This window comes from Sphingomonas sp., assembly GCF_039595165.1.
In the GTDB taxonomy this organism is placed as follows: Bacteria; Pseudomonadota; Alphaproteobacteria; order Sphingomonadales; family Sphingomonadaceae; genus Sphingomonas.
The window spans coordinates 1-20,567 of sequence record NZ_JBCNMA010000055.1 but is presented as its reverse complement, the minus strand read 5'-3'; the positions used below and the strand labels follow the sequence as shown (position 1 = coordinate 20,567).

The window sequence follows — 20,567 nt, the reverse complement described above, 5'->3', positions numbered from 1 at the left end:
AGCGCGAGCAGGGCCCGATCCAGCGCCGCGTCGGCCTGATCGTCGAGGGACGCCAGCCGGTGCGCGAGGGCGCGCTGGTGCTCGACGACGAGGGCAACGAGGTCGGCCGCGTCACCAGCGGCGGCTTCGCGCCGAGCGTGCAGAAGCCGATCGCGATGGCCTATGTCCCGACCGCGATGGCGGAAGTTGGCACTCGGTTGACACTAAGCCAGCGCGGCAAAGTTCATCATGGCGAAGTGGTGCAGATGCCCTTCGTCCCGCATCGTTACGTTCGTCAGGGAGCAGCGAAATGAGCCGTTACTTCACCGAAGACCATGAGTGGATCGAGCTGGACGGCGATGTCGCGACGGTCGGCATCACCGATTATGCGCAGGGCCAGCTCGGCGACATCGTGTTCGTCGAGGTGCCCGAGGAAGGCCGCCAGGTCGCCAAGGGCGACGACGCCGCGGTGGTCGAGAGCGTCAAGGCGGCGAGCGACGTCTATGCGCCGGTCAGCGGCACGGTGATCGAGGGCAATCCGGCGCTGGAGTCGGAGCCCGCGCTGGTCAACGAGGACCCCGAGGGCGAGGGCTGGTTCTTCAAGATGACGCTGAGCGACACCAGCGAGCTCGACGGCCTGATGGACGAGGCCAAGTACGCGGATTTCGTGAGCAAGCTCTAACAATCAACCGTCATCCCGGCGAAAGCCGGGATCTCCCGCGGCAGGCGCGACCTTTCGACCTTCGCGCCCGCCGGTCGAGACCCCAGCTTTCGCTGGGGTGGCGTTTTCAGGAAACGTCATGCGCTATCTTCCCCTGACTCCCAACGACCGGCAGGCGATGCTCGCGGCGGTCGGCGCGGCGGCGATCGACGATCTGTTCGTCGATGTGCCCGAGAGCGCGCGCCTGAGCGGCCCGATCGCCGGGCTGCCGCCGCATGCCAGCGAGCTGGCCGTCGAGCGGCACATGACCGCGCTCGCCCGCAAGAACCTGTCGGCGGGGGAAGCGCCCTTCTTCCTCGGCTGCGGGGCGTATCGCCACCATGTGCCGGCGAGCGTCGACCATATCATCCAGCGCGGCGAGTTCCTCACCGCCTACACGCCCTACCAGCCCGAGATCGCGCAGGGCACGCTGCAGGTGATGTTCGAGTTCCAGACCCAGGTCGCGCGCCTGCTGGGGACCGACGTCGCCAATGCTTCGATGTACGACGGCTCGACCGCGTGCTGGGAGGCGATCGGCATGGCGCGGCGCATCACCAAGCGCGCCAAGGCGATCCTGTCGGGCGGGCTGCACCCGCATTACGTGTCGGTCGCCAACACGATGGCGAAATATACCGGCGACCGGCTGGTGACCGCGCTGCCCGAGCTGACCGCCGAGCCGGACACCGACAAGCTGATCGGGATGATCGACGACGACACTTCGTGCGTCGTCGTCCAGTATCCCGACATCCTCGGCCGCATCTCGGACCTGTCCGACCTCGCCGCCGCGTGCCAGGCCAAGAAGGCGCTGCTGATCGCGGTGGTGACCGAGCCGGTGGCGCTGGGGGCGATCAAGTCACCGGGCGAGATGGGTGCGGACATCGTCGTCGGCGAAGGCCAGTCGATCGGCGTCGGGCTGCAGTTCGGCGGGCCCTATGTCGGCCTGTTCGGGTGCAAGGAGAAGTACGTCCGCCAGATGCCGGGGCGCCTCACCGGCGAGACGGTCGATGCCGAGGGCAAGCGCGGTTTCGTGCTGACGCTGTCGACGCGCGAGCAGCATATCCGCCGTGAGAAGGCGACGTCGAACATCTGCACCAGCTCGGTGCTGTGCGCGCTCGCCTGGTCGATCCACATGACGCTGCTGGGCGAGAAGGGGCTGCGGCAGCTTGCCGCACTCAACCATGCCGGGGCGAGCGCCGCGGCGGACCGTCTGGCCAAGGTGCCGGGGGTCGAGCTGGTGACGCCAACCTTCTTCAACGAGTTCACGTTGAAGCTGAGCAAGGAAGCGCGCCCGATCGTTCGCGAGCTGGCCGACAAGGGCATTCTTGCGGGTGTGTCGCTCGGCCGTCTCTATCCGGGTGAGGACGCGCTGGCCAATGGGCTGGTCGTCGCAGTCACCGAAACCACCACCGCGGAGGACGTCGAGACGCTTGCCGCCGCGCTTCAGGAGGTGCTGGCATGAGCATCAACCAGTCCGGCTGGCGCCCCGAGATGAACGCCGGCGAGCGCAGCGACGGCGCGACCTTTACCGGCAACCGCGCGCTGATGCTCGACGAGGCGTTGATCTTCGAGATCGGCTCACTCGACACCACCGGCGTCGACTTCGCCGAGGCGCCCAAGGCGGCGTCGCGGATCGGCGGCCTTGCCCGCAACAAGGATATCGGCCTGCCGGGCCTGTCCGAGCCGGAGGCGGTGCGCCATTATACGCGCCTGAGCCGCCAGAATTATGCGATCGACCTGGGCCTGTTCCCGCTCGGCAGCTGCACGATGAAGCACAATCCGCGCCTCAACGAGCGGATGGCGCGGCTTCCGGGGTTCGCGGACGTCCACCCGCTGCAGCCGGTCGACACGGTGCAGGGCGCGTTCGAGGTGATCCACCAGCTCGCCCACTGGCTGACGACGCTGACCGGCATGCATTCGGTCGCGATGTCGCCCAAGGCAGGCGCGCATGGCGAGCTGTGCGGCGTGCTGGCGATCCGCGCGGCGCTCGACGCCAAGGGCGAGCAGGCACGCAAGGTGCTGCTGGTGCCCGAGAGCGCGCATGGCACCAACCCGGCGACCGCGGCGTTCGCGGGCTTCACCGTCGAGGATATCCCGGCGACCGAGGCCGGGCGCGTCGACCTGGAGGCGCTCAAGGCGCGGCTGGGGCCGGACGTTGCGGGGGTGATGATCACCAACCCCAACACCTGCGGCCTGTTCGAGCCGGACATGAAGGCGATCAGCGACGCGGTCCACGCCGCGGGCGGCTACGTCTATTGCGACGGCGCCAACTTCAACGCCATCGTCGGCCGGGTCCGCCCCGGCGACCTCGGCATCGACGCGATGCACATCAACCTGCACAAGACCTTCTCGACCCCGCATGGCGGCGGCGGGCCGGGTTCGGGGCCAGTGGTGCTGTCGGCGGCGCTGGCACCCTATGCGCCGCTGCCCTTCGTCGAGAAGCAGGGCGACCGCTTCGAGCTGATCGAGGAAGAGACCGCGGGCGAGCATCATGCATCGACCTTTGGCCGGATGGTGTCGTTCCACGGCCAGATGGGCATGTTCACGCGCGCGCTGACCTATATCCTCAGCCACGGCGCGGACGGCCTGAAGCAGGTGTCCGAGGATTCGGTGCTCAACGCCAATTATGTGCTGCGAGCGCTGGAGAATGTGCTCGACGCGCCCTTCGCCAAGAGCGGGCCGTGCATGCATGAGGCGATCTTCAGCGACAAGGGCCTGCCCGAGGGCTTCTCGACGCTCGACATCGCCAAGGGGCTGATCGACGAGGGCTTCCACCCGATGACGGTCTATTTCCCGCTGGTGGTGCATGGCGCGATGCTGGTCGAGCCGACCGAGACCGAGAGCAAGGCGGCGCTGGACCAGTTCATCGGCGCGTTCCGCTCGGTCGCCGAGCGGGCGAAGGCGGGCGACGCCGCGCTCAAGTCGGCGCCGCACTTCGCCCCGCGCCGCCGGCTCGACGAGACCCAGGCCGCGCGCAAGCCGGTGCTGGTGTGGCGCGAGCCGGGCCAGGCCGAGGCGGCGGAGTAGGGCAGTACTAATCCTCCCCCGCCAGGGGGAGGTGGCAGGCGCAGCCTGACGGAGGGGGTGGATGCGAGGAGGCCAATGGCGAGGACGCCGCCGTCCTCCCCCTCCGACGCCTTCGGCGCCACCTCCCCCTGGCGGGGGAGGATTCTTCCTGGCCCACTGCCCTTGGGGTTTGATCTGTCCTAGCCTCCTCGCGAAGCAGGGAGGGCTCCTATGATTCGTCGCATCCTCGCGCTGACCGCGCTTGCCTTCGCCACGCCGTCGCACGCGCAGCCGGCGGACGACGCGGCCAAGCTCGCCGAGTTCAAGGCGTACGCCACCGAGTTCCGCAAGCAGAATGCGGTGCTCAGCCTGTCCTATGCGATCGTCAAGGACGGCAGGATCGTCGCGGCCGAGGGGATCGGCTGGCAGGACCATGACGCCGAGGAGCGGACGACCGGGGACACCAGCTATCTGGTGGCGTCGATCACCAAGACCTTCACCGCCGCGACCTTGCTGGCGATGGACGCCGACAAGGTGATCGATCTCGACGACGATTTCACCACCTTGTCCGACTGGAAGGAGCGCTGCGAGCGGCTGACCAGAAGCGGCAACATGTTCGGCGGCGGGGTGAAGCTGGAGGACGGCTATGTCCCGCCCAGGCTCGACTGTACCGCGAAGATCAGCGTGCGGCAGGTGCTGCAGATGCGCGTGCTGGGAACGCCGGGCAGCAACTTCATGTACAATCCGGTGGTGTTCGGGCGGCTGGCGAACTGGGTCGAGGAGAAGACGGGCAAGCCGTTCGATCATTGGGTGCGGCTCTACGTGCTCGACAAGGCGGGGTTGAAGGACATCGCGGCGGGATGGCGCGATCCCAAGGGCGGCGCGGCGCTGCGCAACCTCGCGCCGCCCTTCACCAGCGGCAAGAAGGGGTGGGACGGCCTTGAGCCGACGCCTTTGCCCAATCCCGAGATGAACGCGTCGAGCGGGATCATCGCCAGCGCGCGCAGCCTGGCGGAATATTCGCTGGCGCTCGACCGGGGGCGGATCCTTTCCCCTGCGGTGCGCGAGGTGATGTGGACGCCGCCGACCGATCCCGACGGCAAGCCCGCGGGCTATGCCTATGGCTGGTGGACGCAGAGCTGGCGCGGACAGCGGCTGGTGTGGCACGGCGGCTGGTGGCCCGACGCCTATGCCGGGCTGCTGCTCAAGGTGCCGGGCAAGGGGCTGACTTTGGTGGCGCTGGGCAATACCGACGGGTTGCACTGGGGCAATCGCACCCAGGTGGCCGAGGTCGAGAAGAGCCCGCTGGCGCTCAAGTTCCTCGAGCTGTTCGCGGCGGACTGACGATGGCCGACCCGACTCCCTGGATCGCCGCCGACGATAGCGGTGCGGTGCGCAAGCATGCACCGGCGACGGCGCGCAACCGCGAGGCGATCGCGGCGGTGCTGGCGGAGGTACTGCCGGCGACGGGCGCGGTGCTGGAGATCGCCAGCGGGAGCGGGGAGCATTGCGCCTTCTTCGCCGAACGCTTTCCGGCGCTGCGCTGGCAGCCGAGCGATCCCGAGCCGTCGGCGTTGGCGTCGATCGCTTCGTGGTGCGCGGGGCTGGGGAACGTCGCGCCGCCGCTGGCGATCGACGCCTCGGCGGCGGACTGGCCGGTGGCACGCGCCGATGCGCTGCTGTGCGTCAACATGGTGCATATCAGCCCGTGGGAGGCGACGCTGGGGTTGCTCGACGGCGCGGTGCGGGTGCTGCCGGCGGGCGGGCCGCTGATTCTCTACGGGCCCTATCTCCGGGCGGAGGTCGAGACGGCGCCGTCGAACGCGGCGTTCGACGCCTCGCTCAAGGCGCGCGATCCGCGCTGGGGGTTGCTCGATGTGGCCGAGGTGAGCGAGGCGGCGGCGGCGCGCGGGTTGCGGTTCGAGCGGCTGGTCGAGATGCCCGCCAACAATCTCATCCTGGTCTATCGACGCTAGCCGAGGGCTCGTCCGCGCTGGTGACCGGCGAGGCGCGCGGGAGACCGCGCCGCCGCTCGCGCCACACGATGTAGAGGCCGCTGGCGATGATGATCGGCGCGCCGACCCAGGTCCATTGCCCCGGCAGCACGCCGAACAGCAGATAGCCGTAGAGCGTCGCCCAGATCAGGCTCGAATAGTCCATCGGCACCACCACCGAGACCGGGGCGGCGCGCAGCGCGGCGGTGAGCGCGAGCTGGGCCGCGCCTCCGACCAGGCCGATCGCGATCAGCAGCGCGAAGGTCTGCCAGTCGTGCGGCGCGGCGACGAAGAGATAGCCGATCGCGAGCGGCGGGACCGAGAGGGTCGAGAACCAGAAGACGGTGGTGGCGGGACTCTCGGTACGGCCCATCTGGCGCAGCTGGATCGCGACGATCGCGACGAACAGCGCCGCGGTGAGCCCGACCAGCGCGCCGCCGAGCGGGATATGGCCGCTGCCCGGCTGAGTCACGATCAGCACCCCGACGAAACCGGCGAGCACCGCGCCCCAGCGGTGCCAGCCGGTCCGCTCCTTGAGCACCAGCGCGCCGAGGATCGTGGCGAAGATCGGAACGGTGAAGCCGAAGGTGGTCGCCTCGGCCAGCGGGAGCAGCAGCACCGCGCCGAAGTTGAACACCATGCCGGTGAGGCCGACCGCCGACCGCGTGACGTGCATCCCGAAATGCCTGGTGCGCAGCGAGCCGAGGCCGGGCCCGAGCGCGACCCAGGCGAGGACGAAGGGAATCGCGAAGAACTGGCGGAACAGCATGATCTCGACCAGATGCGCGCCGCGCGTCTCGACCAGCTTGATCAGCGCGCCCATCGACGAGAGCATCAGGATCGCAAGCAGGCGCAGGCCGAGGCCGAGCATGATGCGATCACCGGGCATGGGGACCGCCTAGGCCGGATCGGTGGCTAGCGAAAGTGGTTCGTAGGAATCCTCCCCCGCCAGGGGGAGGTGGCAGGCGTAGCCTGACGGAGGGGGCGGACAGCGACCAACAAGCGGCAGGAGTCCTCCCCCTCCGCCGCCTTCGGCGCCACCTCCCCCTGGCGGGGGAGGATTGATAGCTAAGCCCTGCGCCGCGAACCGGGGTGACGAGCGCCACGCGACGCGCTATCCGCCGCGCCCATGATCAAGCATGCGCTCAACGTCACCCGCGAAGCGGACTTCGCCGCCTGGTACCAGGCCGTCATCTCGGAAGCCGACATGGCCGAGGAATCGGGGGTGCGCGGCTGCATGGTGATGCGGCCGTGGGGCTATGGCATCTGGGAGCGCATCCAGCGGCTGCTCGACGACCGCATCAAGGCCGGCGGTTACGACAACGCCTATTTCCCGCTGTTCATCCCGCTGTCCTATTTCGAGAAGGAAGCGGAGCATGTCGAGGGCTTCGCCAAGGAGATGGCGGTGGTCACGCACCACCGGCTGATCGGCGACGGCAAGGGCGGGCTGACCCCCGACCCCGAGGCGAAGCTGGAGGAACCGCTGGTGGTGCGGCCGACGTCGGAGACGGTGATCGGCACCGCCTTCGCACGCTGGATCCAGTCGTGGCGCGACCTGCCGGTGCAGGTCAACCAATGGGCCAACGTGGTGCGCTGGGAGATGCGCACGCGCATGTTCCTGCGCACCGCCGAGTTCCTGTGGCAGGAAGGCCATGCCGCCTATGCCAGCGCCGAGCAGGCGCGCGAGGAGACGCTGAAGGCGCTCGAGCTGTATCGCGCCTTTTCCGAGGACGTCGCGGCGATCCCCGTGATCGCGGGCGAGAAGCCGGAGAATGAGCGCTTCCCCGGCGCCGTCGCGACCTACTCGATCGAAGCGATGATGCAGGACGGCAAGGCGTTGCAGGCCGGCACCAGCCACTTCCTCGGCACCAATTTCGCGCATGCCCAGAACATCCGCTTCCAGAATGCGAGCGGCGAGTTCGAGCTGGCCAACACGATCAGCTGGGGGATGTCGACGCGGATGATCGGCGGGCTGATCATGACGCATGGCGACGATGACGGCCTGCGCGTGCCGCCGCGGCTGGCGCCGTGGCAGGTGGTGATCGTGCCGATGCTGCGCGACAATGACGAGGACGCGGCGCTGCTCGATTATTGCGAGGCCCTGAAGGCCGAGCTGGCGAAGCTGTCCGCGTTCGGCGAGCCGGTGCGCGCGCTGCTCGACACGCGCGCGACCAAGGCGGCGACCAAGCGCTGGGGCTGGGTCAAGAAGGGCGCGCCGGTGGTGATCGAGGTCGGCGGGCGCGATATGGCGGGTGGCAATGTCTCGGTGATCCGCCGCGACCGGCTGTATCGCGAGGACGGCAAGCTCGACAGCGCGATCGTGGCGAAGGGCGACTTCGTGGCGCAGGCGGCGGGGCTGCTGGAGGAGATCCAGACCGGACTGCATACCGAGGCGCGCGCGCGGATGGACGCCAACATCGTGCGCGGCGTGGAGAGCTTCGAGGCGCTGCAGGCCCATTTCGAGGCGCCGAACAAATATCCGGGCTGGGTCGAGGTGCAATGGGCCAGGCCGAGCGGGGCCGAGCTCGACGCGGTGGTCGAGCGGATCAAGGGCCTGAAGCTCACCTTCCGCAACGTGCCGCTCGACGCGGCGCCGGCGGAGGGGGCGTGCGTGTTCACCGGCCGGCCGGCGGTCGAGCGCATCCTGGTGGCGCGCGCCTATTGATTGAACTGCGCGGGCGTTCGTGCCTATTCTCCGGCATCCTCACCGGGAGATATCGACATGCGTTCGCTCACGCTGTTCGCCGCCGCGGCCGTCGCCATCGCGCTGCCGGCCGCGGCGCATCATGGCTGGTCGTCCTATGACGAGACCAAGCCGATCACGCTCAACGGCACCTTCACCGAACTCAACTGGGGCAACCCGCACGGCACCGCCAAGATGCGGTGGAAGGGCAAGAGCTGGGACATCATCCTCGCGCCGACCGGGCGGATGGAAGCGCGCGGGCTGACCCAGGCCGAGGTCGCGCCGGGCAAGAAGGTGGCACTCACCGGCTATGCCCGCCGCGACGGCACCGCCGAGATGCGGATCGAGCGAGTCACGGTGAACGGCAAGACCGTCGAGCTGCGCTGAGGCGCGGACTTGGAGGGACTGCTTCTCGCCGCGGCGCAGTGGCTCGACGCGGCCGGCGTGGGGCCATGGGCGCGCGGATCGGGCATCGTCTATCCGGTGGCCAACAGCTTCCACCTGCTCGGGCTGGTGATGCTGGTGGGCGGGATCGGGGTGGTCGACCTGCGCATCGCGGGACTGTGGCGCGGGCTGCCGATCGAGGCGCTGTCGCGCGCGCTGACGCCGGTGGCGATCCTGGGGCTGCTGATCATGCTGCCGAGCGGGATCGTGCTGTTCGCGGCGGACGGGCGGTCGCTGGCGGGATCGGGCATCTTCCACGTCAAGCTGGCGCTGATCGCGGTGGCGCTGGCCAATGCGGTGGCGTTCCGGTGGCGCTGGGGCGACCGGGTTCGCGAGTGGCGGCACCGCGTGTCGGGGAGCGCGCGGCTGATGGCGCTGGCGTCGATCGGGCTGTGGCTGGCGATCGGGACGCTGGGGCGGTGGATCGCCTATGGCTGAGCCAGCGCGGCGGTGACGGTTTCGGGGTCGGCCGCGGGATCGAGTCCGAGCTTGCTGCGGCGCCAGAGCACGTCCTGCGCGGTGCGGGCCCATTCGCGGTCGCGCATCCAGCGCAGCTCGATCTCGGTGAGGCCGGCGCCGAGATCGCGGCCCAGGCCGGCCTCGTCCTTCACCTGCGCCAGCATGTCGAGCAGCAGCGTGCCGTAAGCGTGCGCCATGCGCGCCGAGCGCGCGTCGCCGAGGAAGGGCCAGCGCTGGCGGACCTCGGCGAGGAACTTGTCGAAATCGGCGATCATGCCGCCCGGCAGGACGCGCGCGGGGGTGATGGTGCGCCAGGGGAAGCCGAGCGGCTGCGCGAGCTTCTTCATCGCTTCCTCGGCGAGGGCGCGAGCGGTGGTGATCTTGCCGCCGAACACCGAGAGCAGCGGCGGGCCCGACAGGTCGAGGTCGAGGTGATAGTCGCGCGTCACCGCCTGCGCCGCCGCCTCGCCATCGTCGTAGAGCGCGCGGATGCCCGACCAGCTGGTCACGATGTCGGCGCGAGTGAGCTGGCGGGTGAAGTAACGGTTGGCGGCGGCGAGGAGATAATCGGTCTCGGCTTCGTCGATGCCGGCGGCGCCGGGGTTCTCGACGGGCACGTCAGTGGTGCCGATCGCGGTATGGCCTTGCCACGGGATGGCGAAGACGATGCGGCGGTCGGGCTGCTGGAGGATATAGGCATGGTCGCCGTCGTGCAGCGCGGGGACGACGATATGGCTGCCCTTGACCAGGCGGATGCCCGAGCGGGTCTCGATATCCAGGTCGCCGAGCAGCTCGCGCACCCAAGGCCCGGCGGCGTTGACCAGCGCGCGGGCGGCGACGGTGCGGCCGTCGGATAAAGTGGCGTGCCAGCCTTCGCCCTCGCGGCGCGCGGCGGTGAGCGCGGTGCGGGTGGCGATCTCGGCGCCGTTCAGCTCGGCGTCCTGCGCGTTGGCGAGGGTCAGGCGCGAATCGTCGACGAAGGCGTCGGTATAGACGAAGCCGCGATGCGCGCCCTTGAGCGGCGCGGTGTAGGCGGTGTCGTTCGCGGCGAGGCCGCGCGATTTCGCCAGCCTGGTCCGGCCGGCGAGCAGGTCGTAGAGCCAGAGCCCGGCGCGGACCATCCACCATGGGCGGACGCTGTGCGCGTGCGGCAGGACGAACGCCATCGGGCGGATGAGGTGCGGAGCGGCGGCGAGGAGATGCTCGCGTTCGTGCAGCCCCTCGCGGACGAGGCGGAAGTCGTAGCTTTCGAGATAGCGCAGGCCGCCATGGATGAGCTTGCTCGACGCCGAGGAGGTGTGCGCGGCGAGATCGTCGCGCTCGACCAGCAGCGCCTTGAGCCCGAGCAGCGACGCCTCGCGCGCGATCGCGCAGCCGTTGATGCCGCCGCCGGCGATGAGGAGGTCGTAGGTCACCCAACAGACCTACGTCATTCCCGCGCAGGCGGGAATCCATTACAGCTGCCGTCGCGGTTCTGTCGAAAGGCCAGCCGGAATGGATCCCCGCCTTCGGCCTTTGGCCGAAGTTTACCCTGAGCGCCTGCCTTGCAGGCAGCCGAAGGGCGGGGATGACGAAGAAGGGGAGTGTTGGGAATTTGCCTCCTCGCCCCTATATTCAGGGCCAATGGCAAAACAGAACAAAACGAAGAAGCCCGCGCCCGGCATGCCGACGCGGCAACAGATTCTAGATTTCATCACATCTGCAGACCAGCCAGCGGGCAAGCGCGAGATCGCGCGTGCCTTCGGGCTTTCCGGGCAGGAGAAGATCGCGCTCAAGGCGCTGCTGCGCGACATGGCCGACGAAGGGCTGATCGACAGCGCCCCGGGCCGCGCGTTCCACAAGATGGGCGGCGTGCCCAAGGTGACGGTGCTGCGCGTGACCGACGCCGATGGCGATACCGTGTGGGCGGTGCCCGAGCGCTGGGAGGCCGAGGGCGTGCCCGTGCCGCGGCTGCGCGTGCGCGAGCGGAGCCGCAGCGGCGCGCTGGGCGTCGGCGACCGCATCCTCGCGCGCACCGAGGAGGCCGGCAAGGGCTGGATCGCGCACCCCATGAAGAAGCTCGCCAGGGGCGAGGAGACGATGCTGGGCGTCGTCAAGGAAGAAGGCGGGCGGCTCTATCTCCACGGCGTGGAGAAGAAGGAGCGCAACAGCTACGTCATTTCCGAGCGCAACGGCGCCGAGCCGGGCGACCTGGTGCTGGCGGAGAAGAGCGGCAAGGGGCCGCGCATCTTCGCGAAGGTGAGCGAGATCCTGGGCGATCCGTTCGCGCCGCGCAGCTTCTCGCTGATCGCGATCCACAAGCATGGCATCCCGAATGTGTTTTCGGAGGAGCTGCTGGGCGAGGCCGAGCGCGTCGCGAAGCAGGACCTTGGGAAGGGGCGCGAGGATCTGCGCGCCATTCCGATCGTGGCGATCGACCCGGTCGATGCGCGCGATCATGACGATGCGGTGTGGGCTGCACCCGACGACGATCCCGGGAACGAGGGCGGGTGGAAGGCGATCGTCGCGATCGCCGATGTGAGTTTCTACGTCCGCCCCGGATCGCTGCTCGACCGCGAGGCGCGCAAGCGCGGCAACAGCGTGTACTTCCCCGACCGGGTGGTGCCGATGCTGCCCGAAGTGCTGTCGGCGGACGTGTGCTCGCTCAAGGAAGGCGTCGAGCGCGCGGCGCTGGCGTGCCATTTGCGGATTTCGGCGAAGGGCGAGCTCAAGAGCTGGCGGTTCAGCCGGGCGGTGGTGAAGCTTGCGGCGAACATCGCGTACGAGGACGCGCAGGCCGCGATCGACGCGGCGGGGGAGAAGGTGGAGGTTTCCTCCTCGCCCTGTTCGATGCCGGCGGAGGAGCTGGCGGGGGTCGATCCGGCCCTGGTCGATTCGACGCTGCGGCCGCTCTGGGCATGTTGGCGCGCGCTCAACAAGGCGCGCGAGAAGCGCGAGCCGCTCGATCTCGACTTGCCCGAGCGGCGCATCGTGCTCGACGAGAAGGGGCGCATCCTCTCGGTCGCGCCGCGCGAGCGGCTCGATGCGCACAAGCTGATCGAGGATTACATGATCGCGGCGAACGTCGCGGCGGCCAAGGCGCTGGAGGGCCGCAAGGCGCCGGTGATGTACCGCGTCCACGAACCGCCGAGCCGCGAGAAGCTGGTCGCGCTCAAGGAATATCTGAAGACGCTCGACGTCGAGTTCGCGCTGGGGCAGGTGGTGCGGCCGAGCACCTTCAACCATGTCATCGCGCGGGTGAGCGAAGCCGAGTTCCGCGAGGAAGTGATGATCCAGGTGCTGCGGACGCAGACCCAGGCTTATTACGGACCCCAGAATGCGGGGCATTTCGGGCTTGGCCTCGGCAGCTACGCGCATTTCACTTCGCCGATCCGGCGCTATGCCGACCTGGTGGTGCACCGCGCGCTGACCGAGGCGTTCAAGCTCGGGCCGGGCGGCGAGCTGCCGACCGATCCCGAGATGGAGAAGACCGGCGAGGTCATCAGCCAGCTCGAGCGGCGCGCGATGGAGGCCGAGCGCGAGACGATCGACCGTTATGTCGCCGCGTACCTCTCCGCGCATGTCGGCGAGGTGATGAAGGCGCGGATCACCGGGGTGCAGAATTTCGGCTTCTTCGCCACGGTCGACGGGGTCGGCGGCGACGGTCTCGTGCCGGCGCGCGACCTCGGGCGGGAATATTTCCGCTATGACGAGGCGGCGCAGAAGCTGGTCGGCGAGGAGACCGGCGCGGAATTCGCGCTGGGGCAGCGGCTCAAGCTCAAGCTGGTCGAGGCGAACCCGGTGTCGGGCGCGTTGCGCTTCGAGCTGCCCGACGGCAAGGGGTCGGGTTCGGGCCCGAGAACCGAGGGCGCGCGGCCGCGCAAGCCGGGACCGCCGCGGGTGCTCAAGCGGCGCGGGCGGCCAGCGAACATCAAGCACCAGGGGCGCAAGCGCTGATGGCGGTTGAGTCGGTTGCGATCACGCTGGCGGCGCGCGCGCGCCGCAAGGTGGTGGATCACTTCTGCGCGCAGCATGCGGTGACGCCGTACGACACGATCCTCTACACCCCGCCGGCGGAGCTCAAGGCGGCGTTCGATGCGCTGCTCGCCGAGCGGCTGATCCGCAAGGAGGGGCATGCCTATTACTGGCTCGACCTGCGCGCCTATGAGGCGGCGGTCGAGCTGCGGCGGCGCAAGCTGGTGCCGGTGGCGATCGCCGTGGCGGTGCTGCTCGCGGTGGTCGCGACCTTCTTCTATGCGGGCTAGCGCATCGGTCGCTTCAATCCTCCCCCTGGCAGGGGAGGATTGCGAAGGCTAGGCGACGCTAAACGTCAGGCCGGCATTGGCTTCGAGCCTTTTGCGGAGCGGTTCGGCCATCAGCGCGGCGGGGGTCCAGATGCCGCCCTTTGGCTCGACGTCGCGCAGCAGGCAGAGCGCGGTTTCGGTGATGATCTTGCAGGTCGAGCCATAGCCCGGGTCGCGGTCGCCGGTGACGGTGGCGGTGAGGCGCTCGCCCGAGGGCATCTCGGCGATGAAGTCGATCTCGTAGAAGCCGGCCTCGCGCTCTTCCTTCGACGGGCCTTCGCCGGGGGCGGGGCCCTTGTCCGAGCTCATCGGGTTCATCCTGGCGATCGCCTCCGCCGCGGCCTTGCCGATGTCGCCGAGGCCGGGCGCGACCAGCATCTCGTCGTAGCGGAAGTCGGTGCCATAGGGGTGGCCGGCGAGGAAGTTGGTGCGGTGGATGTTCTTCGTGTTGATCACCGCCATCATGAACGGCGCGACCCAGCCGCCGACCGCCTCGTCATATTCGGGGATGATGCCTTTCGGCTGATCGGGGCCGGTGAAGCCGGGGGTCAGCGCGAAGGGGTCGAGCAGCGTCTTGAACACCGCCGGATTCTTCGCCGCCGCCGCGGCGGTCGCCTTGCCGCTGGCGAAGGTGCCACCGGAGAAGGTGCCCTGCATCTTGCGCACGCGCCCCTTCACGCGCGGCGCGGGGCGGCCGAACTTCGCGATCGCCGCCTGCTGGACGGTCCACACGCCGAAGTCGAACGGGATCGAGTCAAAGCCGCCGGAGAAGACGATGCACGCGCCGCTCGCCCTGGCCGCGGCGTCGTGCTGCGCGATCATGTCGTGCATCCAGTTGGGCTCGCCGCACAGATCGACATAGGCGGTGCCGGTCTCGACGCAGGCGGCGACGAGGTCGCTGCCGTAGAGCTGGTAGGGACCGACGGTGGAGATGACGACGCGCGCCCGGGCGGTCATCGCGCGCAATGCGGCGGGATCGTCGGCATTGGCGGCGAGGAGCGGCGTGTCCGCCGGTGCGCCGATCTCGTCGCGCACCTGCTCGAGCTTGGTCAGCGAGCGGCCGGCCATCGCCCAGTTGACGCCGCCGTCGCCATAGCGCTGGGCGAGATACTCGGCGACGAGGCGGCCGGTGAAGCCGGTGGCGCCATAGACGATCAGATCGAGCTCGCGTGCCATTCATCTCTCCCGTGCGGCGTACCTTGGCTTGCAAAGGCTATGGCACGGCTGTCTGTGGGTATCCATACCCGATATAGCAACGGAGTCAGCGCCGGCGGCGGCGGGCGAGGGCGTGCGCTTCGGCCTTGGACAGCAGCACGTCGAGATCCTCGCGGCTGATGTCGAAGCTGTCGGGCAGCTCGGCGAGGGCGTTGTCGATATCCTCGAGATGGAGGCCGGCGGCCTCGGCCGCGGGACCGGCGGGCACGGGGACGTGCGGATAGCTGTGGCCGGACATGCGGTGGAAGAACATCGCCAGCGACACGAGCGCGATCGAGTTGAGCGCGACCGGCGCGAAGGCGAAGGCATAGCCTGCCTCATGGATGCCCTGGCTGCCGATCACCGCGGTCAGCGCGGCGGCACCGCCCGGCGGGTGCAGGCAGCGGCACAGCGACATGAGCAGGATCGCGAGCCCCACGGCAAGGCCCGCGGCAAGCATCGGATCGCGGACGTGCTGGAACACCGCGACGCCGGCCAGCGCGGAGATGGTGTTGCCGCCGACCACCGGCCAGGGCTGAGCGAGCGGGCTCGCGGGAACGGCGAAGATCAGGACCGCGGAGGCGCCCATCGGCGCGACGATCAGCGGCAGGTCGGCGGCGCTGAGCTCGAGTTGCGCGCAGACGAACATGGTGAGCGCGAGGCAGATGGTCGCGCCGAAACAGGCGACGAGACGATCGGCGAACCGCGCACCGGCGAGGAGGGGTTTGAAGAAGCGCATGTCCGTCGATTGCTGGAAGTAAGGCCGGGCGGCCGCTCTAGCCGCGTTGCGCGCCGCGAGGGAATGGCGATTCTTGGGCGGGGCAAAGCTGAGTCATCAGTGGCTTGCCGGATACGCGGAACCGCAGCGCCGCTCGCTCGCTTGTCGCGGGCATGAAGATCGCCACCTACAATGTGAACGGGGTCAACGGCCGGCTGCCGGTGCTGTTGCGCTGGCTCGCCGAGGCGCAGCCCGACATCGTGTGCCTGCAGGAGCTCAAGGCGCCGGACGAGAAATTCCCCGAGGCGGCGATCCGCGACCTCGGCTATGACGCGATCTGGCACGGGCAGAAGAGCTGGAACGGCGTCGCGATCCTGAGCCGGGCGGGCGAGCTCCACGAGACGCGGCGCGGGCTGCCCGGCGACCCGGACGACAGCCACAGCCGCTATATCGAGGCGGCGGTGAACGGCATCCTGATCGGCGGGCTGTACCTCCCCAACGGCAATCCGCGGCCGGGACCCAAGTTCGACTACAAGCTGCGGTGGTTCGAGCGGCTGATCGCGCACGCTGGCGAGCTGCTCGCATCGGGCGCGCCGGTGATGCTGGCGGGCGACTTCAACGTGATGCCGACCGACCTCGACGTCTACAAGCCGGAGCGCTGGCTCGACGACGCGCTGTTCGCGCCGGAGGTCAAGGCGGCCTATTTCCGGCTGCTCGACCAGGGCTGGACCGACGCGCTGCGCAGCCTGCATCCGGGCGAGACGATCTACACCTTCTGGGACTATTTCCGGAACGCCTATGCGCGCGATGCCGGGCTGCGAATCGATCATCTGCTGCTGAGCAAGCCGCTGGCGAAGCGGCTGGTCGACGCGCAGGTCGACAGCCATGTGCGGGGCTGGGAGAAGACCAGCGACCATGCGCCGGTGTGGATCGAACTGGCGGACAAGCCGAAGCGCACGGGACGAGGGGCCAAGGCATAGGCTGTGGCGTCGCCCAATCCTCCCCCTGGCGGGGGAGGATTGTGTCCGGACTAGCGCAGGCTGCGGAAGGTGATCGACCAGCGCGGCACGTCCATCGGCGCGATGCTGTGCTCCCATTCGTTCCGCGCCTCGCCCGAGAGGTGATAGATCGAGCGCGGCGCGAGCGGGAGCTGGCGGCGCTCGAACCGACTGCCGGCGCGGCGGCGGAAGCGCATCACCGCCTCGTTGCCGAGCGAGATGCCGACGACATGCTCGAACACCGGCCGGTCCCGGTGCCAGCCGATCCCGGCGCCCGGATCGTAGCGGATCAGCAGCGCCTGGACGAGCGCATCGGAGTCGATCCCGGCGAAGGACGCCGCGCGCCGGCGCAGCGGTTCGAGCCAGGCGGGAAACGGCTCGGACGGGGCGAAGCTGCCGCGGTCGAAATCATAGGTCCAGCCGAACGACCGCGTCAGGCGCTTGCCGAGCCAGCCCTGGAAGCGGAAGGGCTCGAGGCCCGTCGCGTCGATGCGGGCGATGAGGTCCGCTTCCTCGGCCGGGTCGACGATGGCTTCGCGCAGGGCGAGGCCGGGGAGGATCGAGGTGCCGAACAGATCGGACATGTTCGGTATGTAGGCGCCGCTCCCTACTTCGTCATCCCGGCCTCGAACCAGAGTCCAGCTGCCTGGGGCAAGAAGAAGCCGGCCCGGGTCAAGCCCGGGGTGACGATGTCTGCGCGCTCTTGAAACCGGAGGGGCAGGCTCCGACTATCGGCGGCGCTATGGCGGGGAACATGCACATTTCGAACGGCGCCGGATCGTCGGATCTGGCGCAATACCGGGTCCAGCGGCACTTTGCCGATCATCAGGCGGTCACCCCGCGCGATGCGATCGAATACGCCCCGGCGAGCCCCGTCGAGCGCAAGGCGTTCGAGCGGCTGCGCGCCTCGGGCGTGATCCGCGAGGCGCAGCCGGCCTATTACTGGTTCGACCTCGACCGCATGGGGCGCGCGCCGCGCCGGCGCAATCCCAAGACCTATGTCGCGATCGCGCTGGCGGTCGTCCTCGCCTGCCTCGCCTACATGCTCTACCAGGGTTAGGCGGTCTCGCTGAACTGCAGGCTGGCGAGGCGGGCGTAGAGGCCGCCATGTGCGACCAGCTCGGCATGCGTGCCGCTCTCGACGATGCGGCCCTCGTCCATCACGATGATGCGCTTGGCGGCGCGGACGGTGGCGAGGCGGTGGGCAATGACGAGCGTGGTGCGGCCCTGCATGAGACGCTCGAGCGCGTCCTGGACGAGGCGCTCGCTCTCCGCGTCGAGCGCGCTGGTCGCCTCGTCGAGCAGCAGGATCGGGGCGTCGCGCAGCAGCGCGCGGGCGATGGCGATGCGCTGGCGCTGGCCACCCGAGAGGCGCGCGCCGTCCTCGCCGAGGAAGGTGTCGAGACCCTCGGGCAGCTCGCGCAGGAATTCGGCGGCGTTGGCGGCCTCGGCCGCCTGCCAGATCGCCTCCTCGCTCGCGTCCCAGGCGCCGTAGCGGAGATTGTCGCGCGCGGTGGCGGCGAAGATCACCGTCTCCTGCGGCACCATCGCCATGCGCGCGCGAACCTCGCCCGGATCGGCCCGGCGGACGGGGACGCCGTCGACGCGCACCTCGCCGGCATCGGGATCGTAGAAGCGCTGGACCAGCTGGAACAGCGTCGACTTGCCAGCGCCCGAGGGGCCGACCACCGCGATCGTCTCGCCCGGGGCAACCGACAGGGTGAAGTCCTGCAGCGCCGAGATCTCGGGGCGGGTGGGATAGCGGAAGGTGACGTTGTCGAACTCGATCGCGCCTTGCGGCGGGACGGGGAGCGGGATGGGATCGGCGGGCGCGGCGATGTCGGGCTCCTGCGCGAGCAGCTCGGCGAGGCGGCTGGCAGCGCCCGACGCGCGCAGCAAGTCGCCATAGACTTCGGTCAGCGCGCCGAACGCGCCGGTGACGAGGCCCGCCGTGATCACGAAGGCGGTGATCGAGCCGCCCGAAATGCGCCCCTCCGCGACGCCATAGACGGCGTCCCACATGATCAGCGTGATGGCGGTGAACAGCGCGAAGATGACGAGCGCGGTCATCAGCGCGCGGGTGGCGAAGCGCTTGCGCGCCGTCGCGAAGCCGGCGTCGACCGCGGTCTGGAAGCGCTCGCCCTCGCGCCGCTCCTGTCCGAAGGCCTGGACGATGCGCATCGCGCCGAGCGTCTCCGAGGCGATCGCGCCGATGTCGGCGACGCGGTCCTGGCTGGTGCGCGAGAAGCGGCGCACGCGCCCTCCGAGCCACATGATCGGCAGCACGATGATCGGCAGGCCGATGATGAGGTAGGCGGCGATCTTGGGCGCGAGGACGAAGAGATAGATCGTGCCGCCGATCGCGATCAGCAGGTTGCGCAGCGCGACCGAGACGGTGGTGCCGACGATCTGCTCGACCACCGCGGTGTCGGCGGTGAGGCGGCTGGCGATCTCCGACGGGCGGTTCTCCTCGAACCATTTGGGCGGCAGGCGCAGCAGGTTGCGGTGCACCGCGGCGCGCATGTCGGCGACGGTGCGCTCGCCGAGCCAGGAGACGAAGTAGAAGCGCATCGCGGTGGCGAAGGCGAGCACCACGACGACCAGCAGCAGGCCCTGGAAATAGGCGCCGATCTGCGACGGATCGGCGCCCTGCGCGAAGCCCTTGTCGACCACTTCCTTGAAGGTGCGCGGGATCCACAGGGTGGCGCCCGCGGCGAGCAGCAGCGCGACGACCGCCAGGCCGAGCTGGAGCGGGTAGCGGCTGGTATAGCGCCACACGATGCGGAGGCTGGACAGCTTGCGGGGCGCGGCGGGACTCGCGGGCTTCGTTTCGGGCTCGGCCATGGCGCCGCCTAGCGGGAAGCGCCGCGCAAGGGAACATCATTCCCACCTCGAACATTGGGTATGGATGAACATTGCACCGCAGCACCCGGCCGCTATAACCCGCTGCCACCGTTGTCAGACGGTTCGCGTGGGGCGGGGACAGTAACGACCGATGTTGTACGATGCTTATGAGATGCAGCGCTCGATGCTGGCCGGCGCGAGCGCGCTGGCCAATTTCAGCGCGGGCCTGCTGAATAATCCGGCAAATCCCTTCGCTTATTTCGGCGGCGGGCCGATCCTGGCGTCGGCGCTGGAAGTGTTCGCGCACGCCGCGGCGCCGCGCGGCAAGCCGGCGTTCGGGCTCGAATCGACCACGGTGGACGGCAAGCAGGTCGCGGTTCGCGAGGAGATCGTGCTGCGCAAGCCGTTCGGGCAGCTCAAGCGATTCGTCCGCGAAGGCGTGGCGGGCGGCCCCAAGCTGCTGATCGTCGCGCCGATGAGCGGCCATTATGCCACGCTGCTGCGCGGCACGGTCGAGCGGATGCTGCCGACCGCCGACGTCTACATCACCGACTGGCGCGACGCGCGGCAGGTGCCGCTCGCCGACGGGCGCTTCGATCTCGACGACTATGTCGATTACGTGATCGAGTTCATCGAGGCGATCGGGGCGGAAGGCGACAAGCGGCCGCACGTGCTCGCGGTGTGCCAGCCCTCGGTGCCGGTCTATGCCGCGGTCGCGCTGATGAACGCGGACAAGCATCCCAATCGCCCCAGGACGCTGACGCTGATGGGCGGCCCGATCGACACGCGCGAGGCGCCGACCGCGGTCAACACGCTGGCGACCGAGCGGCCGCACGCCTGGTTCGCGCAGAACGTGATCGCGACGGTGCCGGCGACCTATCCGGGCGCCGGGCGGCGAGTCTATCCGGGCTTCCTGCAGCTCGCCGGGTTCATGACGATGAACCTCGGCAACCACATGATCTCGCACTGGGAGATGTTCAAGCATCTGGTCAAGGGCGACGACGAGAGCGCGGAATCGACGATGCGCTTCTATGACGAGTATCGCGCGGTGTGCGACATGACCGCCGAATTCTACCTCCAGACGATCGACGTCGTGTTCCAGGCGCATGCGCTGCCCAAGGGCGAGATGACGCATCGCGGGCGGACGGTCGATCCGGCGGCGATCACCGACACCGCGCTGCTCGCGATCGAGGGCGAGCGCGACGATATTTCGGGCCTTGGCCAGACCAAGGCGGCGCTGACGATCGCGACCAAGCTGCCGGCGAAGA

The 20,567-nt window shown here is 69.2% G+C and carries 20 protein-coding genes; 14 read left to right on the top strand and 6 right to left on the bottom strand.

The window, feature by feature from the left end; all coding sequences use genetic code 11:
- The 6 genes from ABDV68_RS11060 to ABDV68_RS11035 form a co-directional block, all read left to right on the top strand.
- On the top strand, positions 1-293 hold a 293-nt coding region (locus tag ABDV68_RS11060; RefSeq protein ID WP_343519987.1), incomplete at its 5' end, for a glycine cleavage T C-terminal barrel domain-containing protein.
- Positions 290-661 carry a glycine cleavage system protein GcvH gene (gcvH, locus tag ABDV68_RS11055; RefSeq protein ID WP_343519986.1) on the top strand — a complete coding sequence of 124 codons (372 nt, stop codon included), beginning with the start codon at positions 290-292 and terminating at the stop codon, positions 659-661. The genes ABDV68_RS11060 and gcvH, both read left to right, overlap by 4 nt.
- Positions 662-779: 118 nt before the next feature.
- Complete coding sequence (gene gcvPA / locus ABDV68_RS11050; RefSeq protein WP_343519984.1) at positions 780-2,138, top strand: aminomethyl-transferring glycine dehydrogenase subunit GcvPA; 1,359 nt, start codon at positions 780-782, stop codon at positions 2,136-2,138.
- The gene (gcvPB, locus tag ABDV68_RS11045; RefSeq protein ID WP_343519983.1) at positions 2,135-3,703 is read left to right on the top strand and encodes an aminomethyl-transferring glycine dehydrogenase subunit GcvPB; all 1,569 of its coding nucleotides are present in this window, start codon (positions 2,135-2,137) and stop codon (positions 3,701-3,703) included. Before gcvPA ends, gcvPB begins: the two co-directional genes overlap by 4 nt.
- A 210-nt stretch (positions 3,704-3,913) precedes the next feature.
- Positions 3,914-5,026 (top strand): serine hydrolase domain-containing protein, encoded by a 1,113-nt coding sequence (locus ABDV68_RS11040; RefSeq protein WP_343519982.1) that lies wholly within the window; start codon positions 3,914-3,916, stop codon positions 5,024-5,026.
- Between the two features lie 2 nt (positions 5,027-5,028).
- The gene (locus ABDV68_RS11035; RefSeq protein ID WP_343519981.1) at positions 5,029-5,658 is read left to right on the top strand and encodes a DUF938 domain-containing protein; all 630 of its coding nucleotides are present in this window, start codon (positions 5,029-5,031) and stop codon (positions 5,656-5,658) included.
- Here the strand turns inward: ABDV68_RS11035 and ABDV68_RS11030 are convergent.
- Positions 5,636-6,565, bottom strand: coding sequence for a DMT family transporter (locus ABDV68_RS11030; RefSeq protein ID WP_343519980.1), 930 nt, complete (start codon positions 6,563-6,565; stop codon positions 5,636-5,638). The genes ABDV68_RS11035 and ABDV68_RS11030 overlap by 23 nt on opposite strands.
- Before the next feature lie 240 nt (positions 6,566-6,805).
- Between ABDV68_RS11030 and ABDV68_RS11025 the strand changes: the two genes are divergently transcribed.
- Genes ABDV68_RS11025 through ABDV68_RS11015 form a run of 3 tightly spaced genes read left to right on the top strand, consistent with a single transcriptional unit; the run spans position 6,806 to position 9,241 of the window.
- Entirely contained in the window at positions 6,806-8,341 is a 1,536-nt protein-coding gene (locus ABDV68_RS11025; RefSeq protein WP_343519978.1) for an aminoacyl--tRNA ligase-related protein, read from the top strand.
- 57 nt (positions 8,342-8,398) lie between these two features.
- Positions 8,399-8,746 (top strand): DUF6152 family protein, encoded by a 348-nt coding sequence (locus ABDV68_RS11020; protein ID WP_343519977.1) that lies wholly within the window; start codon positions 8,399-8,401, stop codon positions 8,744-8,746.
- 9 nt (positions 8,747-8,755) lie between these two features.
- Positions 8,756-9,241: a DUF6644 family protein gene (locus ABDV68_RS11015; RefSeq protein WP_343519976.1), complete on the top strand. Its 486-nt coding sequence runs from the start codon at positions 8,756-8,758 to the stop codon at positions 9,239-9,241.
- On the opposite strand, the gene glpD is transcribed toward ABDV68_RS11015, so the two are convergent.
- Complete coding sequence (glpD, locus tag ABDV68_RS11010; protein WP_343519975.1) at positions 9,232-10,677, bottom strand: glycerol-3-phosphate dehydrogenase; 1,446 nt, start codon at positions 10,675-10,677, stop codon at positions 9,232-9,234. The two genes, ABDV68_RS11015 and glpD, sit on opposite strands and share 10 nt — an antisense overlap.
- A gap of 208 nt (positions 10,678-10,885) precedes the next feature.
- Between glpD and rnr the strand changes: the two genes are divergently transcribed.
- The gene (gene rnr / locus ABDV68_RS11005; RefSeq protein ID WP_343519973.1) at positions 10,886-13,198 is read left to right on the top strand and encodes a ribonuclease R; all 2,313 of its coding nucleotides are present in this window, start codon (positions 10,886-10,888) and stop codon (positions 13,196-13,198) included.
- A complete protein-coding gene (locus ABDV68_RS11000) occupies positions 13,198-13,506 on the top strand; it encodes a hypothetical protein (RefSeq protein ID WP_343519972.1) in 309 nt (102 codons plus the stop codon). Before rnr ends, ABDV68_RS11000 begins: the two co-directional genes overlap by 1 nt.
- A 48-nt stretch (positions 13,507-13,554) precedes the next feature.
- On the opposite strand, the gene ABDV68_RS10995 is transcribed toward ABDV68_RS11000, so the two are convergent.
- Both ABDV68_RS10995 and ABDV68_RS10990 read right to left on the bottom strand, forming a co-directional pair.
- Positions 13,555-14,721, bottom strand: coding sequence for a saccharopine dehydrogenase NADP-binding domain-containing protein (locus ABDV68_RS10995; RefSeq protein WP_343519971.1), 1,167 nt, complete (start codon positions 14,719-14,721; stop codon positions 13,555-13,557).
- Between the two features lie 85 nt (positions 14,722-14,806).
- Positions 14,807-15,478: an HPP family protein gene (locus ABDV68_RS10990; protein WP_343519969.1), complete on the bottom strand. Its 672-nt coding sequence runs from the start codon at positions 15,476-15,478 to the stop codon at positions 14,807-14,809.
- A gap of 152 nt (positions 15,479-15,630) precedes the next feature.
- Here ABDV68_RS10990 and xth point away from each other — a divergent pair, with 152 nt between their 5' ends.
- Positions 15,631-16,437 (top strand): exodeoxyribonuclease III, encoded by an 807-nt coding sequence (gene xth, locus ABDV68_RS10985; protein ID WP_343519968.1) that lies wholly within the window; start codon positions 15,631-15,633, stop codon positions 16,435-16,437.
- Positions 16,438-16,487: 50 nt separating this feature from the next.
- Here the strand turns inward: xth and ABDV68_RS10980 are convergent, their stop codons facing one another.
- Positions 16,488-17,039: an alpha-ketoglutarate-dependent dioxygenase AlkB gene (locus ABDV68_RS10980; protein ID WP_343519967.1), complete on the bottom strand. Its 552-nt coding sequence runs from the start codon at positions 17,037-17,039 to the stop codon at positions 16,488-16,490.
- A gap of 170 nt (positions 17,040-17,209) precedes the next feature.
- On the opposite strand from ABDV68_RS10980, the gene ABDV68_RS10975 reads away from it, so the two are divergent.
- Complete coding sequence (locus ABDV68_RS10975; RefSeq protein WP_343519966.1) at positions 17,210-17,515, top strand: hypothetical protein; 306 nt, start codon at positions 17,210-17,212, stop codon at positions 17,513-17,515.
- Here the strand turns inward: ABDV68_RS10975 and ABDV68_RS10970 are convergent.
- Positions 17,512-19,299: an ABC transporter transmembrane domain-containing protein gene (locus ABDV68_RS10970; RefSeq protein WP_343519965.1), complete on the bottom strand. Its 1,788-nt coding sequence runs from the start codon at positions 19,297-19,299 to the stop codon at positions 17,512-17,514. The genes ABDV68_RS10975 and ABDV68_RS10970 overlap by 4 nt on opposite strands.
- A 151-nt stretch (positions 19,300-19,450) precedes the next feature.
- Between ABDV68_RS10970 and phaZ the strand changes: the two genes are divergently transcribed.
- Positions 19,451-20,567: polyhydroxyalkanoate depolymerase (gene phaZ, locus ABDV68_RS10965; RefSeq protein ID WP_343519964.1), on the top strand; the 1,117-nt coding region annotated here is incomplete at its 3' end.

What these genes read in the sequence shown, in the direction of transcription:
- gcvH (WP_343519986.1), top strand. Translation starts at nt 290, where the DNA reads ATGAGCCGTTACTTCACCGAAGACCATGAGTGGATCGAGCTGGACGGC.
- gcvPA (WP_343519984.1), top strand. Translation starts at nt 780, where the DNA reads ATGCGCTATCTTCCCCTGACTCCCAACGACCGGCAGGCGATGCTCGCG.
- gcvPB (WP_343519983.1), top strand. Translation starts at nt 2,135, where the DNA reads ATGAGCATCAACCAGTCCGGCTGGCGCCCCGAGATGAACGCCGGCGAG.
- ABDV68_RS11040 (WP_343519982.1), top strand. Translation starts at nt 3,914, where the DNA reads ATGATTCGTCGCATCCTCGCGCTGACCGCGCTTGCCTTCGCCACGCCG.
- ABDV68_RS11035 (WP_343519981.1), top strand. Translation starts at nt 5,029, where the DNA reads ATGGCCGACCCGACTCCCTGGATCGCCGCCGACGATAGCGGTGCGGTG.
- ABDV68_RS11030 (WP_343519980.1), bottom strand. Translation starts at nt 6,565, where the DNA reads ATGCCCGGTGATCGCATCATGCTCGGCCTCGGCCTGCGCCTGCTTGCG.
- ABDV68_RS11025 (WP_343519978.1), top strand. Translation starts at nt 6,806, where the DNA reads ATGATCAAGCATGCGCTCAACGTCACCCGCGAAGCGGACTTCGCCGCC.
- ABDV68_RS11020 (WP_343519977.1), top strand. Translation starts at nt 8,399, where the DNA reads ATGCGTTCGCTCACGCTGTTCGCCGCCGCGGCCGTCGCCATCGCGCTG.
- rnr (WP_343519973.1), top strand. Translation starts at nt 10,886, where the DNA reads ATGGCAAAACAGAACAAAACGAAGAAGCCCGCGCCCGGCATGCCGACG.
- ABDV68_RS11000 (WP_343519972.1), top strand. Translation starts at nt 13,198, where the DNA reads ATGGCGGTTGAGTCGGTTGCGATCACGCTGGCGGCGCGCGCGCGCCGC.
- ABDV68_RS10995 (WP_343519971.1), bottom strand. Translation starts at nt 14,721, where the DNA reads ATGGCACGCGAGCTCGATCTGATCGTCTATGGCGCCACCGGCTTCACC.
- ABDV68_RS10990 (WP_343519969.1), bottom strand. Translation starts at nt 15,478, where the DNA reads ATGCGCTTCTTCAAACCCCTCCTCGCCGGTGCGCGGTTCGCCGATCGT.
- xth (WP_343519968.1), top strand. Translation starts at nt 15,631, where the DNA reads ATGAAGATCGCCACCTACAATGTGAACGGGGTCAACGGCCGGCTGCCG.
- ABDV68_RS10980 (WP_343519967.1), bottom strand. Translation starts at nt 17,039, where the DNA reads ATGTCCGATCTGTTCGGCACCTCGATCCTCCCCGGCCTCGCCCTGCGC.
- ABDV68_RS10975 (WP_343519966.1), top strand. Translation starts at nt 17,210, where the DNA reads ATGCACATTTCGAACGGCGCCGGATCGTCGGATCTGGCGCAATACCGG.
- ABDV68_RS10970 (WP_343519965.1), bottom strand. Translation starts at nt 19,299, where the DNA reads ATGGCCGAGCCCGAAACGAAGCCCGCGAGTCCCGCCGCGCCCCGCAAG.